Source organism: Pedobacter frigoris, assembly GCF_032678645.1.
Lineage (GTDB): Bacteria > Bacteroidota > Bacteroidia > Sphingobacteriales > Sphingobacteriaceae > Pedobacter > Pedobacter frigoris_A.
In genome coordinates this window covers 97,697-112,524 of the sequence record NZ_JAVTSP010000004.1, presented here as the reverse complement: position 1 = coordinate 112,524, position 14,828 = coordinate 97,697, and the positions used below count along the sequence as shown (strand labels likewise).

The window sequence follows — 14,828 nt, the reverse complement described above, 5'->3', positions numbered from 1 at the left end:
GCTTTCAAATACTTCTTTTATGGAACTAATTATTCAAAGAACAATCGCATTCGTTAAGGCCACTTTAGCTAATGCGGAAGCCGGGCACGACTGGTTTCATATTGAACGTGTTTACAATAATGCAAAAAGGATTAATACTGTAGAAAAAGGTGATGAACTGATTGTATCGCTTGCCGCTTTATTGCATGACATTGCTGATGCAAAATTTAACAACGGCGACGAAGAAATAGGCCCCAAAATAGCCGGTGATTTCCTCAAAAGCTTAAATCTTGAGAATGAAATTATTGAACATGTTCAGCAAATCATCAGAAATCTGAGCTTTAAAGCAAGTCTCGGAACAATTACTTTTCAATCTAAGGAGCTTGATGTTGTTCAGGATGCTGATAGACTGGATGCGATAGGCGCGATAGGTATTGCGCGGGCTTTTACCTACGGTGGATACAAAAACAGGGTGCTTTATGATCCTGAAATCAAGCCGAATCTAAATATGACCAAAGAAGAGTATAAAAACACCCAGGCTCCTACTATTAATCACTTTTATGAAAAGCTACTGCTGTTAAAAGATCTGATGAAAACTGCTGAAGGAAAATCTATCGCAAATCAAAGGCACGAATTCATGCTCAGCTATCTCGAACAGTTTTACACAGAAATCTAAACATATTAGTATTTTTGCTATATTTGTTAGTAAAATATAGCAAATGTCAGATCGGATAAGAGAGAAGCTAAGCATATTAGCAGATGCAGCAAAATATGATGTTTCCTGCTCATCGAGCGGAGGAACTAGAAAAAATGACAATAAGGGGCTCGGCGATAGCCATAGTTCGGGCATTTGTCATACTTATACTGAAGACGGGCGTTGTGTTTCTTTGCTGAAGATACTTCTGACCAATCATTGTATTTATGATTGCGCTTTCTGTGTTTCCCGCAAAAGCAACGACATTGAGCGCGCAGCTTTTACTGTTGAAGAAGTGGTTTCACTCACGATCAATTTCTACAGGCGCAATTACATTGAAGGATTGTTCTTGAGTTCGGGCATTTTTAAAAATGCGGATTTCACAATGGAGCGATTGCTGAAAGTTGTTAAAAAGCTCCGGCTGGAAGAACGTTTCAACGGGTATATCCACCTCAAAACCATTCCTGGCGCAAGTGATGAATTGATTAAAGAAGCAGGATTGTACGCCGACAGAATGAGCATAAATCTCGAAATGCCGACAGAAAGCGGATTAAAATTGCTGGCGCCCGAGAAAAGCCATGAAGATGTGAAAAAGCCGCTCGCATTGGTGCAAAACCAAATCATTCAGCTAAAAGACGAAAGGAAGCTGATTAAAAGTGTCCCGAAATTTGTACCTGCGGGACAAAGCACTCAAATGGTAATTGGCGCGACTCCCGAAAGCGACAAAGAAATTATGCATACCGCGGCTGCGTTTTATAAGAACTTTTCTTTAAAACGAGTTTATTACTCGGGTTATATTCCTATAAGCAATGACAGCCGGATGCCCTTACTAGGTTCACAACCACCACTAATCCGTGAAAACCGGCTGTATCAAACAGATTGGTTAATGCGTTTTTACGGCTTTCACGTAAATGAGCTGCTGAACGATGCCAACCCTAATCTGGATATTGACATGGATCCTAAATTGAGTTGGGCATTACGCAACCTGCAGTTTTTCCCCGTCGATATCAATGTTGCAGCTTATAAGATGATCCTTAGAATTCCGGGCATAGGAGTTACCTCGGCACAAAAAATCATTCAGGCCAGGAAGTTTGGGCGGCTTCGGATTGATCAGCTGAAGAAAATCGGCGTTGCTTATAACAGGGCCAAACACTTTATTGTTTGTGCAGATACGCCTTATCAGCTGAAAGATTATCAGGGTACACAGATTAAATCGTTCATCATGGCTGAAAGCCAAAGCAAATACTTAAAGAATGCCGATAATCAGCTGATACTTTTTTAAGACAAGAAACCTGGATATGATATATCTAATAGATGGAAGTCTGGAGGGCCTGCTCTGCGCGGTTTTTGAGTGGTTTGAGCGTAAGCCCGGCAAGGTAATGATTCAACTGGAAAAGGAACATCAACCTGATGCTTTTACTACGGTTTTTCCGGTGTCCAACGATGAAAAAAAGGCCGATCGTGTATGGAAGGGTCTTCAGCGAAAGTTGAATAAAGGCTGGATGAGAAGGGTCTATTGTACGTTTTTATCGGAAACACCTGAAGCATACGTCAGTCTATTTGAATTTGCATGCTATATATTTTCCAGCCCAAACGGTGCAGAAGCAAATTACGGAAATCCTCATGTTCTGGCTGTTGCCCAGACAGCAAAAAAAGTAGAAAGGGAAAAGCACCGCATGGAGGCATTTATCCGGTTTCAGCATACAGCCGATGGGATGTTTTACTGCGGCATTGATCCTGATTTCAACGTTCTGCCGCTGATCATGCAGCATTTTAAAAACAGGTATGCCGATCAGCAATGGATCATTTATGACCTCAAACGGCACTACGGTTTATTTTATGACCTTGACAAGGTGGAGGAAATCCAGATGGATGAAGCGAGACTAAAAACCAATTATAAACCTGCCGAAAATCTGCTTTCCGAAAAAGAGGCTTTATATGCTACACTCTGGAAAGATTACTTTAAAAGCACCAATATTATGGCCAGGAAAAACACCAAGCTACACGTCCAACATGTACCAAAAAGATATTGGAAATATCTTACTGAAAAACAGGACAAATAGAATTTAACTTGTAACTTGCCTCAATCATAAAACATTTCTGGGATGAAATTAAGTATACTGGTCCTGATCACTTCGCTAGCTGTAGCGCTATCCATTGGCTTGGTAAATTACCATTTCCAGCAAAGCTGGTATTACCTGCTAATCTCTTTTGGCGTCTCATTTTTTACCTGCTTTATTGTCTTTTACTATCTTCTGGAAAAATACATTTACTCAAAGATAGTTTTGATCTATAAATTGATCCACAACCTGAAACTGGGCAAGGATCTTAAAGATGCATTAGGCGAATATGTAAGTTCTGATCCCATCAACGATGTGGAACAGGAAGTAAAGGAATGGGCAGGCGCTAAAAAACGTGAGATAGAGGTTTTAAAGAAGCAGGAACAGTTCAGACGGGAATTTTTATCTAATGTATCTCACGAATTTAAAACACCTCTTTTCGCGATACAAGGGTACATTGAAACGCTTCAGGATTGCATCGTAGACGATCCTGACATGGCTGTAAAGTTTTTAAAAAAGGCTGAGAATAATGTAGAACGGCTGAGCTATCTGATCAATGACCTTGATTCTATCTCCAAATTAGAGACTGGTGAAATCCCTATAAACTATGTAAAGTTTGATTTTGTCATGCTGGCCAAAGAGGTAATGGAACTACTGGAGGATAAAGCCAGATCGAGAGGAATTACTTTGTCCTTTAAAGAGAAATATACCTATCCTGCTTTTGTCAGGGCCGACAGGGAGAAAATACGCCAGGTGATGGTAAACCTGATAGAGAATTCTTTAAAATATGGTCGTGAAAGAGGCTCTACAGCAATTAAAATCTTTGAATTGCATGACCAGTATCTAATAGAAGTAACTGACGATGGAATCGGCATTGACGAGAAACATTTGCCTCGTTTATTTGAAAGATTTTACAGAATAGATACGCACAGATCAAGGGAAGAAGGTGGAACTGGCCTTGGACTTGCTATTGTAAAACACATCTTAGAAGCACATCAGCAGATTATATCTGTGAGAAGCACCTTGCAGATCGGAACCACATTTGCCTTTACACTGGAAAAGATTGGTTAGCAACGTTAAGCCGGGTTAAAAAAACTTAACACTTAACACTAACTTAACATTACACTCATACTTTTGTATCATATTATATAGAAAAGATGAATAGTATTTTTAAGTTCTTTACCCCGAAAGACAAAAAATTCCAGCCTTTGTTTGAACAGGCAGGAAGTAATGTATTGAAAATTTCTGAGGCTTTGCTACTTGCATTAAGCGCAACTGATCTGGAAAAACGTAAGGAATATATCAAAGAAGTTGAACGTCTTGAGCACGTTGGCGATGACATTACCCACTCAATATTTTTGGAGCTCAGCAAAAATTTCATCACTCCTTTTGACAGGGAAGATATTCATGCACTTGCCAGTGCTGTAGATGACATCGCCGATTATATCCATGCTTCAGCAAGTAACATAGAGTTATATAACGTGTCGAATATTGGAGATGCAATGATCAAACTCGCAGAATTGCTGGTAGAAATGTGTACCGATTTGGAAAAAGCAATCAAAGAACTGAGAAGTTTCAAAAATATCCGTGTAATAGCTGATGCTTGTGTTAGGATCAACAGCGGAGAAAATCAGGCAGATTATGTTTGTAATCTTGCAATTGCCCGTTTGTTCGAATTTGAGACCAATGCAATTGAACTGATCAAACAAAAAGAAGTACTGCAAACCTTAGAGTTGGCAACGGATAAATGTGAGGACGCAGCGAATGTGTTGGAATCTATTTTGGTAAAGAACGCTTAAAACCTTTAAAAAATGGTAACTACCTTATTGGTCGTTGTAATTGTCATGGCTATTGCCTTCGACTATATAAACGGCTTTCACGATGCGGCAAATTCGATTGCGACAATCGTATCTACCAAAGTATTATCGCCATTTCAGGCGGTATTATGGGCGGCAGTATTTAATTTTGCTGCTTATTTTTATTTCACTGACCACAAAGTAGCCAATACAATCGCTAAAACTGTCGTTGAAAACTTCATTACCCTTGAAGTGATCCTGGCGGGACTGATAGCCGCAATTACCTGGAACCTCTTTACCTGGTGGTTTGGTATCCCTTCAAGTTCTTCTCATACTTTAATTGGCGGTTTTGCTGGCGCAGGTATGGCCAAGGCGGTAACAGTTGGCGCCAGTGCTATGTCGGCAATCAACCTTGCCCCAATTTTAAAAGTTGTAGCTTTTATTGTGCTTGCCCCGGTAATCGGGATGGTCATTTCGGTAATCATTTCAATTATCATTTTACACATCTCTAAAAATGCAAGACCTTCTGTTGCAGAAAAGTGGTTCAAAAGACTTCAGCTGATTTCTTCAGCTGCACTTAGTTTTACTCACGGTGGTAATGATGCCCAAAAAGTAATGGGGATTATCTATGTTGCCATGGTAGCTTCAAACGTACTAAAAACCGGAGATGCAATGCCTGAATGGATCCCTATTTCATGTTATGCGGCAATTGCGCTGGGAACAATGAGCGGCGGATGGAAGATTGTAAAAACAATGGGCTCTAAGATCACTAAAGTAAATGCTTTTGAAGGTGTGGCTGCTGAAACCGCAGGTGCAGTAACCTTAGGTATCACGGAGCATTTTGGTATCCCGGTATCTACAACACATACCATTACTGGTTCGATTGTAGGTGTTGGTTTATTAAAAAGGGTATCTGCTGTACGCTGGGGTGTTACTGTAAGCTTACTTTGGGCATGGGTATTAACCATTCCGGTTTCTGCTACTTTAGCTGCACTTGTTTACAGCGTTGTGCACCTTTTCTTTTAGAAATCAACAGCAGCAATAAGCTGTGCGACATCATTAGCAGACGGATCCCATTTCGGTCCTTTAAGGATCAGCCTTATGGCTTCCTGATCATATTTCTCGGCAATACCTTTAAGTATTTTTATATTTTCAGGTTTGCCTTTCTTACTCAATGTAAACGTAAGAATAACAGTCTGACCGATTTTCGCTTCATTGCGGAATCGGTTATTTTTTTTGATGTAAACTGTGAATTTTTCCCATCCACCACTAGGTTCAGAAAGGGTATACTTTGGCGCATCTGCACTCCTTCCTCTAATCATGACATTGCTTATTGAGGAAGGATCTGTTGTATTGGTAAACCCAGCAACCTTACCTTGTAATAACTTTGCAAGATCTTCATTAGGAACAGCTTTAATATCCTTGCCAGTTATCGTAACGATACTTCCTACAGACTTCGCTTTAGGTTGAGAGCCATATCCGACTACCACAACTTCATTCAAAATACTTTTATCCGCTACCAGAGAAAGATTTACCGGTTGATTGGCATTCAGCTTTGCTTCTGCTGGCTTATAGCCGATATAATTGGCAATAATGTTACCCTTAATTACAGTGTCTGAATTAATGGTGAATTTACCGTAAGCATCGGTCACTGCATTCAGATTGGTTCCTGCTACTTTAATATTAACTCCCCGTATTGGCTCTCCGTTATCCTGTTCCACTACCGTTCCGCTAAGGGAATTGTTTCCTCCTAAGTTCATAGCACTAACACCTCTAAGCATTAATGGAGCGGCGGAAGCAGGTTGTTTTGCCGGCACATCAGGAGCAGCCATAACAACTGCGTCATTCAGCGCAGCCCCCCCCCCCTTAACAGGATCTACAACAGGTGTCTTCTTAGCCTTTAAGCCAGCATATGACTCTTTGTTAACAGATTGTATCGCCTTTTCAATTGCAACCGGAGCTTCATCTGCCGCTATTGATGGCTGCACCGGAACTTCGGTCTTTTTCTGGGCAATGGTGACATCTACTTTCTTAGGTAAAGCAGCCATTTGTTTTCTCCTGTTGTCTTCCTTCATCCAGAAAACAACACTTACTGCGATAAACATTACAGCCGCTGTAGCCGCAATACTTAAGCGTTGCCAGGTAATTACAGAACGTTTTTTTATGACATGCTGTTCAGCTATCCGTTCCTGCAACTGTTTTTGAAGTATAGAGATAGAGTTTAATGAGCGCTTAGGCGATTCACTTAAACCTGCCAGCGCTTCAGCCACAAAGGGATCTTCAAGCGCTTCACGCTCTACCCGATGCATAGTTTTGGCATCAAGTTTACCATCAAGGTAATCTTCCAAAACTGCGATATCTAACCAATCCTTATTCACTACTATTCTTTTCTATACAAATTTTCAAGTTCCTCTTCCCGTTCTGGATATAGCTTTTCACTTTAGGCATATCAAAGCCTGTAATGTCAGCCACTTCCTTATAACATTTCTCCTGCAAATAGAACAAATCCACACTCACCCTCTGCTCCTCAGGAAGTGTTTCCATACACTTTTCCATAATGGTAAGCTTCGTCTCTTTTGTATCATCGATATCAAGATGCACAAATTCTGTGTTTTCCACAAAAGTATCTTCTAATGAAACGGTTGTATTCTTAGATTGCTTGCGCAAAGCCATTAAACAATGGTTGCGGGCAAGTACGTGCAGCCAGCTTTTAAAATTCTGCACTTCATGAATCTTAAGTTTGATTACAAGTTCCTCGAAGATTTGCATTACCGCATCTTTACTTTGCTCTTCATCCTTCAAATAATTGAGGCAAACACCAAAAACCAGGTGCATGTATTTGTTATAAAGCGCGCCCAATACCTCAAGATTGCCATTAGCTTTATAGCTGGCAATCAGAGCAGCATCATCTTGCTCCTGTATTCGGGCGTTGTTCTTTATAAACTTCAAAAGGGATCAGTTATAACGATAAGTAGATCTGTTGTAAGCTGTAAACTTACAATCGTTTTATCAAGTATAAAAATATTTTTCGAGACCAGTATGGAATTTCTTTAAAGCATACATCATGAGTAAAACAAAAAGCCATGAAAAAGTTATTGCTTCCGACCATTATTATTCTCCTGCTTGCAGCTTTTAAGCCTGACAGCACTGTGCTAAAAACTATTATAGGAACCGTGAAAGATAAAGACAACGGCAATCCAATACCGGGAGTTACCGTAAGTACCTCAGATGGGAAAGTAAAAACAAGCACTGGACCGGACGGAAGATATTCAATTAGCTTAGCAGATAAAGAAACAACCTTAAAATTTTCTTATATAGGGTACACCACTGCAGTAATAGAACTTAAGGAGAATAAAGAGGTCAACGTGGCACTGGCGGCAAATAATGCGGCACTCAACGAAGTTGTTGTGGTTGGATTTGGCACTGAGCGAAAATCCGCTGTTACCGGAAGCGTGTCTCATGCTACTACGATGCTTACAGGAAAAGTAGCCGGCTTATCCCCCCGAAAAGGAGAAAGACCTACAGCGATCAAAACCTTTGAAAGACCGGTTGCAGAAGGCCTTAAGATCGGAGACAGGCGTCCGGGAAAGGACAAACCTCAGTCGAACCTGCTTACCGCTGGCGAATGGAACGACCTTAAAAACTGGGACTTCTGGAAAGATTTGATGAATAATCAGGACTGGTCAGCCAAACAATCTCACTGGGCATTTTATACCGCCAACAGAGTGAGCGTGACTTTAAAAAGTAAAAGCGAACAACCGCTGATTAATTATACAGTCACCGCACTGCGAAACGGAACGCCGCTCTGGAAAGCGCAGAGTAATTTTGAAGGAAAAGCAGAGCTTTGGCCGTCACTGTTTAACAATGAAAAAGAGGGGTTGACAATCGTGGTTAATGCTGCTGACGGAAAGGAACTATACAAAAAAGACTTTGCAAAGAATGTGCGAAAGCTGGACATAACTTTAAACCGTCAGGCAGAAAGTATCAAAAACCTGGATGTCCTTTTTATGGTAGACGCTACAGGATCAATGGGGGATGAAATAGACTATCTGAAGTCGGAACTGGAGGACATCATTGGACGTTTAAATAATGGCAGTCAGATAAAAACAAGGACAGGACTGGTATTTTACCGCGACAAAGGCGACGAATACGTGGTGCGTGACTTTGGCTTTGACAGCAACCTGATGAACGTCAAAAACAACTTGTCCAAACAATATGCTTCTGGTGGTGGTGATTTTGAGGAGGCAGTTGAAGAAGCCATGGAAAGTGCTATTTATCAGCAACAATGGACAACACAGGGTCCCGCTGCCAAACTCATGTTTATGATCCTGGATGCCCCTCCACACCACGATCAGGCAAGGGTAAAAAGCATTCAGCGTTCTGTTAAAGAAGCCGCAGCAAAAGGAATTACTTTGATCCCTGTGGTGGCAAGCGGGATTGATAAAAACACGGAATTCCTCATGCGCTTCATGGCCATGGGCACAAACGGCACCTACGTTTTCCTCACTGATGACAGCGGGATAGGGAATTCCCACCTCAAACCCACAACAGGAAGCTACCAGGTAGAACAACTTAATGCTTTGCTGAACAGGCTCATTAAGAAATATGCAGGACTGGATTCAAACGTGGCAGGAGAATTGTTATCTTCGTCTGATAAATGAAGACCATGAAACAAATCAAACTCCTTTCCCTGGCCCTGCTATGTGGACTGTTGTTCAATAGCTGTGACGTACAAAGTCAGTCACAACTCGGCAGCATCCTCAAACAAATTCCTGCAGGTGGCAATCCAACTACCTCAGAAATAGGATTGGGTATAAAACAGGCACTGGAGATTGGAACTTCAAGAGGAGCAGATTTACTTTCCGCTAAGGATGGTTTTTTGGGAAATATGGCTGTAAAGATCTTATTCCCTCCCGAAGCACAAAAAGTAGAGAAAACTTTGCGCACCATCGGCTTGGGTTCGTTGGCAGACAACGTAATCACCAGCTTGAACCGTGCAGCCGAAGATGCTGCCAAAGAGGCTAAGCCAATTTTTATATCTGCCATTAAGCAAATGACCATTGCTGATGCGACAAACATCCTGCTTGGACAAAAAGATGCTGCAACCAACTACTTTAAAAGAGTAACTACCGCCCAGCTGATGGAAAAATTTAAACCGGTGATCACCGCAAGTTTGAGTAAAGTAGGCGCTACAAAATACTGGGGAGATGCTGCAAATCAATATAATAAAATCCCTTTGGTAAAACCGGTTTCTACTGATTTATCGACTTACGTTGCCCAAAAAGCAATTGACGGAATGTTTATCCAGGTCGCCCAGGAAGAGCTGAAAATCAGGGATAATATCGGTTCACGCTCAACTTCGTTGCTGCAAAAAGTGTTTGGTTATGCCGATAAGAATAAAACCAAATAAAAAGGTTACTTTTATCCGGTAAAACTAACAACTTAATAGAAGATTGGATTTTAAAGATTTTAATTTCAACCCTGATTTATATGAGGGTCTTATGGCAATGGGATTTCGCAATGCCACGCCGATTCAGCAAGATGCGATTCCGCTCATTTTAGATAAAAAGGATTTGATCGCCTGTGCGCAAACAGGCACAGGAAAGACGGGAGCTTACCTCCTGCCGATCATGAACATGATTGCAGGAACCGAGGAGCGACACAATAATACACTGATCCTTGCCCCCACAAGAGAGCTTGCACAGCAAATTGATCTTCAGGTTGAAGCACTTTCCTATTTTACCAATATCAGTTCACTAACTGTATATGGTGGAGGTGATGGTATCGCGTATGAACAGCAGAAACGCTCAATGCGTGAAGGTGTAGACATTATCATCGCTACTCCTGGCAGGTTAATCTCTCACCTTTCTTCGGGAGTACTTAAACTGGACCAGCTGCAACATCTTGTCTTAGATGAAGCCGATCGCATGCTGGACATGGGCTTCTATGATGACATCATGCGCATCGTAAGTTATCTGCCAAAAGAAAGACAAACAGTAATGTTCTCGGCAACGATGCCACCAAAGATCAGAAAACTGGCAGGAAACCTTTTAAAGCATCCTGAGCAGATCAACATTGCAATCTCCAAACCCGCCGAGGGAATTTCCCAGCAGGTATATATGGCTTATGATGAACAGAAAGTTCCATTGCTTACTGAGATCTTAAAATCCGGCGATTATAAGAGCATCATTGTTTTTGCCTCAACTAAAGAGAAAGTAAAAAACCTGGGCAAAGTATTCCGTAACCTGGGATTGAAAGCCGAAGCTTTTCACTCTGACCTGGGACAAAAAGAAAGAGAAGAAATCTTACTGAAGTTTAAAAACAGGCAACTGCCGATCATCATTGGTACGGATGTATTGAGTCGCGGTATCGACGTGGAAGGAATCGACCTGGTTATTAACTTTGATGTACCACATGACGCAGAAGACTATGTGCACCGCATTGGACGTACTGCACGTGCAGCTACTAAAGGCACTGCGATCACCCTGGTCAACAATAGGGACAAACGTAAACTGGCAAGCATCGAGAAACTGATCGAAAAGGAGATCCCCAAAATCGCAGTACCGGAACATCTGGCTAACATCCCGGTTTCTACCGAACACAAACCAGCTTCAGGAGGTGCTTCACATAGGCCATCGGGTAAGCCTAAACGCAAATTCTTTAAAAAGAAGGCATAATACCTTGGGTTTTGTATCTTTACTAATATGCAAAACCTACCTCCCTTAGCTGAACGTATGCGGCCGCAAAGCCTCGATGAATATGTTGGGCAGAAACACATTGTAGGGCCTGATGCCGTACTCCGAAAAGCTATTCTAAGTGGACAACTTCCATCAATGATCTTTTGGGGTCCTCCGGGTGTGGGAAAAACAACACTTGCCTCTATCATATCCAAAACACTGGACCGTCCCTTTTTCAACCTGAGTGCGATCAATTCCGGCGTTAAAGACATCAGGGAGGTAATAGACAAGGCTGCGTTGCTAAAAGACAGTCTGCTGGGCTTACCGATATTGTTTATTGATGAGATCCACCGCTTTAGTAAATCACAACAGGACAGCCTGCTCGGAGCTGTGGAACGGGGGCTGGTAACCCTGATCGGTGCAACAACAGAAAATCCATCGTTTGAAGTCATCTCCGCTTTACTTTCCCGCTGCCAGGTTTATATACTAAAGGCTCTTGATGAGCAGGAACTAGCCGGCCTATTGCAAACTGCAATAAACCAGGATGTTGCGTTGAAGGAAAAGAACATCACCATTAACGAGCACGAGGCTTTAATCAGATTGTCAGGCGGAGATGCGAGAAAATTGCTGAACGTACTGGAAATTGCCATCAATGGAATTGGGGGTAATAAGGTCGTCCTCACCAATGAAAATGTACTCGCTCACGCACAGCAAAATCTTGCACTTTACGATAAAGCCGGAGAACAACATTACGACATCATTTCAGCTTTTATCAAATCCATCAGGGGAAGTGACCCGAATGCTGCTGTTTACTGGCTTGCCAGGATGATAGAAGGAGGAGAAGATCCGTTATTCATTGCCCGCAGGCTGCTTATCCTCGCTTCAGAGGATATTGGTAATGCCAATCCGAATGCTTTATTGCTGGCGAATAATTGTTTTCAGGCGGTGAATGTGATCGGGTTTCCTGAATCCAGGATTATTCTTTCTCAGGCAGTTACCTACCTGGCATCCTCCGCAAAAAGCAATGCTGCCTATGAGGCGATAAATAAAGCACAGGCGTTAGTGAAACAAACCGGTAATTTACCAGTCCCATTACATATAAGAAACGCGCCGACCAAACTCATGAAAAATATTGGTTATGGAAAAGACTATCAATATGCACATGGCTATGAGGGAAATTTCTCCGCACAGGAATACTTTCCGGAGGAACTGAGCGGGACTAAATTATATGATCCGGGTAAGAATCCCGCGGAAGAAAAGCTGAGAGAAAAACTAAAACAGAACTGGAAAAACAAATACAATTACTGATATGCTCATCACCTTTTTAAGCCATCAATGGAAGGGCTTCTGGCGCTCTAAGAGCAAAGGGGGTACCATCGCTGCAAATATCCTGATTGGCTTTTTTACACTTTACATGCTGACACTGGCAATAGGCCTGGGCTTTTATCTTGAATTTTTTATTGGAAAGTTTAGCCCCGGTAAAGATGTGGGTGTGATATTCAACGGCATCATCATCTATTACTTTGCGATTGATTTTATCTTGCGGTTACAATTGCAGGAACTACCGACAATGAGTATTGTTCCCTACCTGCACCTGCGCATCCCAAAAGGAAAAATAGTTAGATTTTTAAATGTAAGGGCACTCTTCAATGCCTTTAATATACTGCCATTATTCCTTTTTATTCCTTTTTGCTGTACTTACATTTCAGATGTTCACGGGACATATGCTTCGCTGATGTTTTGTGTTTCCATCCTTTCGTTGATTGTATTTAACAATTACACTGCCCTCTATGTGAAGCGACTTACACTTGCGAGCACTAAATATGTGGTGATAACTGTGGTGGTAATCTCAGTGCTCGCCGCATTAGAGTATTATAAAATATTTTCTATAAAAGCGATTTCTAATGGGATTTTTGGACTAATCAGCAAACAGCCCGCCTTGGCTTTGGGTTTTACAGTTATGGCCATCCTGATGTTCATCATCAACGCAAAATACCTTCGGAAAAACCTCTACACTGAAGAGCTTGGCTCTTCCGAAGAGAAAAAAACCAGCACTGACTACCCCTTACTAAACCGCTTCGGAGAAGCCGGAACGCTGGTGGCTTTAGAATTGAAATTAATTTTAAGACATAAAAGAACAAGAACCGCATTGATGATGAGCCTGCTATTTATCTTCTATGGCTTTTTATTCTACAAAGAAGATGTGCTAAAAAAAGACGCTTTGGGTATGGTTATTTTTGCAGCTACATTTATGACCGGAAGTGCCGTTACCATATATGGGCAGTTTATGTTTGGCTGGCAGGGCTCTTATTTTGATGGCCTTCTGGCGAACAAAACCAACTTTAGAAACTTTATAAAAGCAAAGTTCCTGCTGTTTACGATCATGTCTACGATCACTACCTGCATCATTACATTTTATGGTTTCCTAAGCTGGAAAATCCTGGCAGTACAATTCGCTACCTACCTGTATAACATTGGTCTGGGCACCGTGGTCATTCTTTATTTTGCCACAAGAAATTACAAGGCGATTGACCTAAGCAAAGGCTCAACTTTTAACTATCAGGGAGTGAGTGCGAGCCAGTTTGTACTCATGATCCCCTACTTTGCATTACCTTATCTTTTTTACCAGCCCTTTGCTTCTGCAGGCAAACCTTATTACGGACTGATCTGTCTCGGTTTCTTTGGCCTGGCAGGACTGCTTACCCGCAGCTATTGGATAGCATTTATATTGAAAGAGTTTAATAAAAGAAAATACAAAATCGCCGAAGGCTTCAGACAAACACCATGATTTTAGAAATTTCTAACCTAAAAAAGACATATGGCTCAAGAACCGTTGTCAATATAAATGAACTTCAGATCAATGAAGGAGAAACGATTGGATTAGTTGGAAACAATGGAGCCGGCAAAACAACGCTCTTTAGAATGTTACTTGACCTCATCCGTCCCGATGAAGGACAAATCCTTTCCAAAGGAGAAGACGTTGCGGCAAGCGACGAATGGAAAAACTATACTGCTTCTTACCTTGATGAAGGCTTCCTAATAGATTACTTAACCTCTGAGGAATATTTCTTCTTCATCGGCAGTCTCCATAATTTAAGTGAGGCCCATGTACTGGATTACCTGAAAAGCTACGAAGAGTTTTTCAATGGAGAAATACTGCGCAAAGGAAAATACATCAGAGATTTCTCAAAAGGGAATCAGAATAAGATAGGAATAGCCGCAGCACTAATGCAGAATCCCGAACTATTGGTATTGGATGAGCCTTTTGCAAACCTTGACCCGACCACTCAAATCCGGTTAAAGTCATTGATTAAATCACTAAAAACAGGAGATAAAATGACTACGTTGATCTCCAGTCACGATCTGAATCACGTGACCGATGTTTGTGACAGGATTATCCTTTTAGAAAAAGGCCTGATCATAAAAGATTTCCAGACCAATGAAAATACCTTAAAAGAACTGGAAGCTTATTTTTCAGTATAGAGCTGTACTAAATTATAGTCACAATTACGATACGTTAAGTATGAAAAGACTTGTTTCAACACATCAGGCATCAAAATTATAATGCATCAGCATAAAAAAACGAAGAAACAATAAAACTGGCACTAGGTTTGAGTTATGC

Annotated in this window: 14 protein-coding genes; 12 read left to right on the top strand and 2 right to left on the bottom strand. The window is 41.4% G+C overall.

Annotated elements, in window-relative coordinates; translation table 11 throughout:
* Positions 1-19: 19 nt before the first annotated feature.
* From R2Q78_RS13925 to R2Q78_RS13900, 6 genes are all read left to right on the top strand, one after another.
* Positions 20-655, top strand: a complete 636-nt coding sequence (locus tag R2Q78_RS13925) for an HD domain-containing protein (RefSeq protein WP_316792907.1) — start codon at positions 20-22, stop codon at positions 653-655.
* A gap of 43 nt (positions 656-698) precedes the next feature.
* A complete protein-coding gene (locus R2Q78_RS13920) occupies positions 699-1,955 on the top strand; it encodes a putative DNA modification/repair radical SAM protein (protein WP_316792906.1) in 1,257 nt (418 codons plus the stop codon).
* A 16-nt stretch (positions 1,956-1,971) separates the two neighbouring features.
* Positions 1,972-2,736, top strand: a complete 765-nt coding sequence (locus R2Q78_RS13915) for a TIGR03915 family putative DNA repair protein (RefSeq protein WP_316792905.1) — start codon at positions 1,972-1,974, stop codon at positions 2,734-2,736.
* Positions 2,737-2,778: 42 nt separating this feature from the next.
* The gene (locus R2Q78_RS13910; protein ID WP_316792904.1) at positions 2,779-3,804 is read left to right on the top strand and encodes a sensor histidine kinase; all 1,026 of its coding nucleotides are present in this window, start codon (positions 2,779-2,781) and stop codon (positions 3,802-3,804) included.
* An 86-nt stretch (positions 3,805-3,890) separates the two neighbouring features.
* Complete coding sequence (locus tag R2Q78_RS13905; protein ID WP_316792903.1) at positions 3,891-4,532, top strand: DUF47 domain-containing protein; 642 nt, start codon at positions 3,891-3,893, stop codon at positions 4,530-4,532.
* A 12-nt stretch (positions 4,533-4,544) separates the two neighbouring features.
* The gene (locus tag R2Q78_RS13900) at positions 4,545-5,555 is read left to right on the top strand and encodes an inorganic phosphate transporter (protein WP_316792902.1); all 1,011 of its coding nucleotides are present in this window, start codon (positions 4,545-4,547) and stop codon (positions 5,553-5,555) included.
* Here the strand turns inward: R2Q78_RS13900 and R2Q78_RS13895 are convergent.
* Both R2Q78_RS13895 and R2Q78_RS13890 read right to left on the bottom strand, forming a co-directional pair.
* On the bottom strand, positions 5,552-6,907 hold the full coding sequence (locus tag R2Q78_RS13895) for a carboxypeptidase-like regulatory domain-containing protein (protein WP_316792901.1): 1,356 nt from the start codon (positions 6,905-6,907) through the stop codon (positions 5,552-5,554). The genes R2Q78_RS13900 and R2Q78_RS13895 overlap by 4 nt on opposite strands.
* Positions 6,900-7,478, bottom strand: coding sequence for a sigma-70 family RNA polymerase sigma factor (locus tag R2Q78_RS13890; protein WP_316792899.1), 579 nt, complete (start codon positions 7,476-7,478; stop codon positions 6,900-6,902). Before R2Q78_RS13890 ends, R2Q78_RS13895 begins: the two co-directional genes overlap by 8 nt.
* Positions 7,479-7,612: 134 nt before the next feature.
* Here R2Q78_RS13890 and R2Q78_RS13885 point away from each other — a divergent pair, with 134 nt between their 5' ends.
* From R2Q78_RS13885 to R2Q78_RS13860, 6 genes are read left to right on the top strand one after another with little or no spacing between them, the layout of a single operon-like run.
* Positions 7,613-9,190, top strand: coding sequence for a vWA domain-containing protein (locus tag R2Q78_RS13885; protein WP_316792897.1), 1,578 nt, complete (start codon positions 7,613-7,615; stop codon positions 9,188-9,190).
* 5 nt (positions 9,191-9,195) lie between these two features.
* On the top strand, positions 9,196-9,939 hold the full coding sequence (locus R2Q78_RS13880; protein WP_316792895.1) for a DUF4197 domain-containing protein: 744 nt from the start codon (positions 9,196-9,198) through the stop codon (positions 9,937-9,939).
* 43 nt (positions 9,940-9,982) lie between these two features.
* Positions 9,983-11,206 carry a DEAD/DEAH box helicase gene (locus tag R2Q78_RS13875; RefSeq protein WP_316792893.1) on the top strand — a complete coding sequence of 408 codons (1,224 nt, stop codon included), beginning with the start codon at positions 9,983-9,985 and terminating at the stop codon, positions 11,204-11,206.
* Between the two features lie 27 nt (positions 11,207-11,233).
* The gene (locus R2Q78_RS13870) at positions 11,234-12,514 is read left to right on the top strand and encodes a replication-associated recombination protein A (protein ID WP_316792890.1); all 1,281 of its coding nucleotides are present in this window, start codon (positions 11,234-11,236) and stop codon (positions 12,512-12,514) included.
* Between the two features lies 1 nt (position 12,515).
* Complete coding sequence (locus R2Q78_RS13865; RefSeq protein ID WP_316792889.1) at positions 12,516-13,994, top strand: DUF5687 family protein; 1,479 nt, start codon at positions 12,516-12,518, stop codon at positions 13,992-13,994.
* Entirely contained in the window at positions 13,991-14,689 is a 699-nt protein-coding gene (locus R2Q78_RS13860) for an ABC transporter ATP-binding protein (RefSeq protein WP_316792886.1), read from the top strand. Before R2Q78_RS13865 ends, R2Q78_RS13860 begins: the two co-directional genes overlap by 4 nt.
* Positions 14,690-14,828: the final 139 nt, after the last annotated feature.

Coding starts and splice junctions, on each gene's coding strand:
- R2Q78_RS13925 (WP_316792907.1), top strand. CDS start 20: ATGGAACTAATTATTCAAAGAACAATCGCATTCGTTAAGGCCACTTTA.
- R2Q78_RS13920 (WP_316792906.1), top strand. CDS start 699: ATGTCAGATCGGATAAGAGAGAAGCTAAGCATATTAGCAGATGCAGCA.
- R2Q78_RS13915 (WP_316792905.1), top strand. CDS start 1,972: ATGATATATCTAATAGATGGAAGTCTGGAGGGCCTGCTCTGCGCGGTT.
- R2Q78_RS13910 (WP_316792904.1), top strand. CDS start 2,779: ATGAAATTAAGTATACTGGTCCTGATCACTTCGCTAGCTGTAGCGCTA.
- R2Q78_RS13905 (WP_316792903.1), top strand. CDS start 3,891: ATGAATAGTATTTTTAAGTTCTTTACCCCGAAAGACAAAAAATTCCAG.
- R2Q78_RS13900 (WP_316792902.1), top strand. CDS start 4,545: ATGGTAACTACCTTATTGGTCGTTGTAATTGTCATGGCTATTGCCTTC.
- R2Q78_RS13885 (WP_316792897.1), top strand. CDS start 7,613: ATGAAAAAGTTATTGCTTCCGACCATTATTATTCTCCTGCTTGCAGCT.
- R2Q78_RS13880 (WP_316792895.1), top strand. CDS start 9,196: ATGAAACAAATCAAACTCCTTTCCCTGGCCCTGCTATGTGGACTGTTG.
- R2Q78_RS13870 (WP_316792890.1), top strand. CDS start 11,234: ATGCAAAACCTACCTCCCTTAGCTGAACGTATGCGGCCGCAAAGCCTC.
- R2Q78_RS13865 (WP_316792889.1), top strand. CDS start 12,516: ATGCTCATCACCTTTTTAAGCCATCAATGGAAGGGCTTCTGGCGCTCT.
- R2Q78_RS13860 (WP_316792886.1), top strand. CDS start 13,991: ATGATTTTAGAAATTTCTAACCTAAAAAAGACATATGGCTCAAGAACC.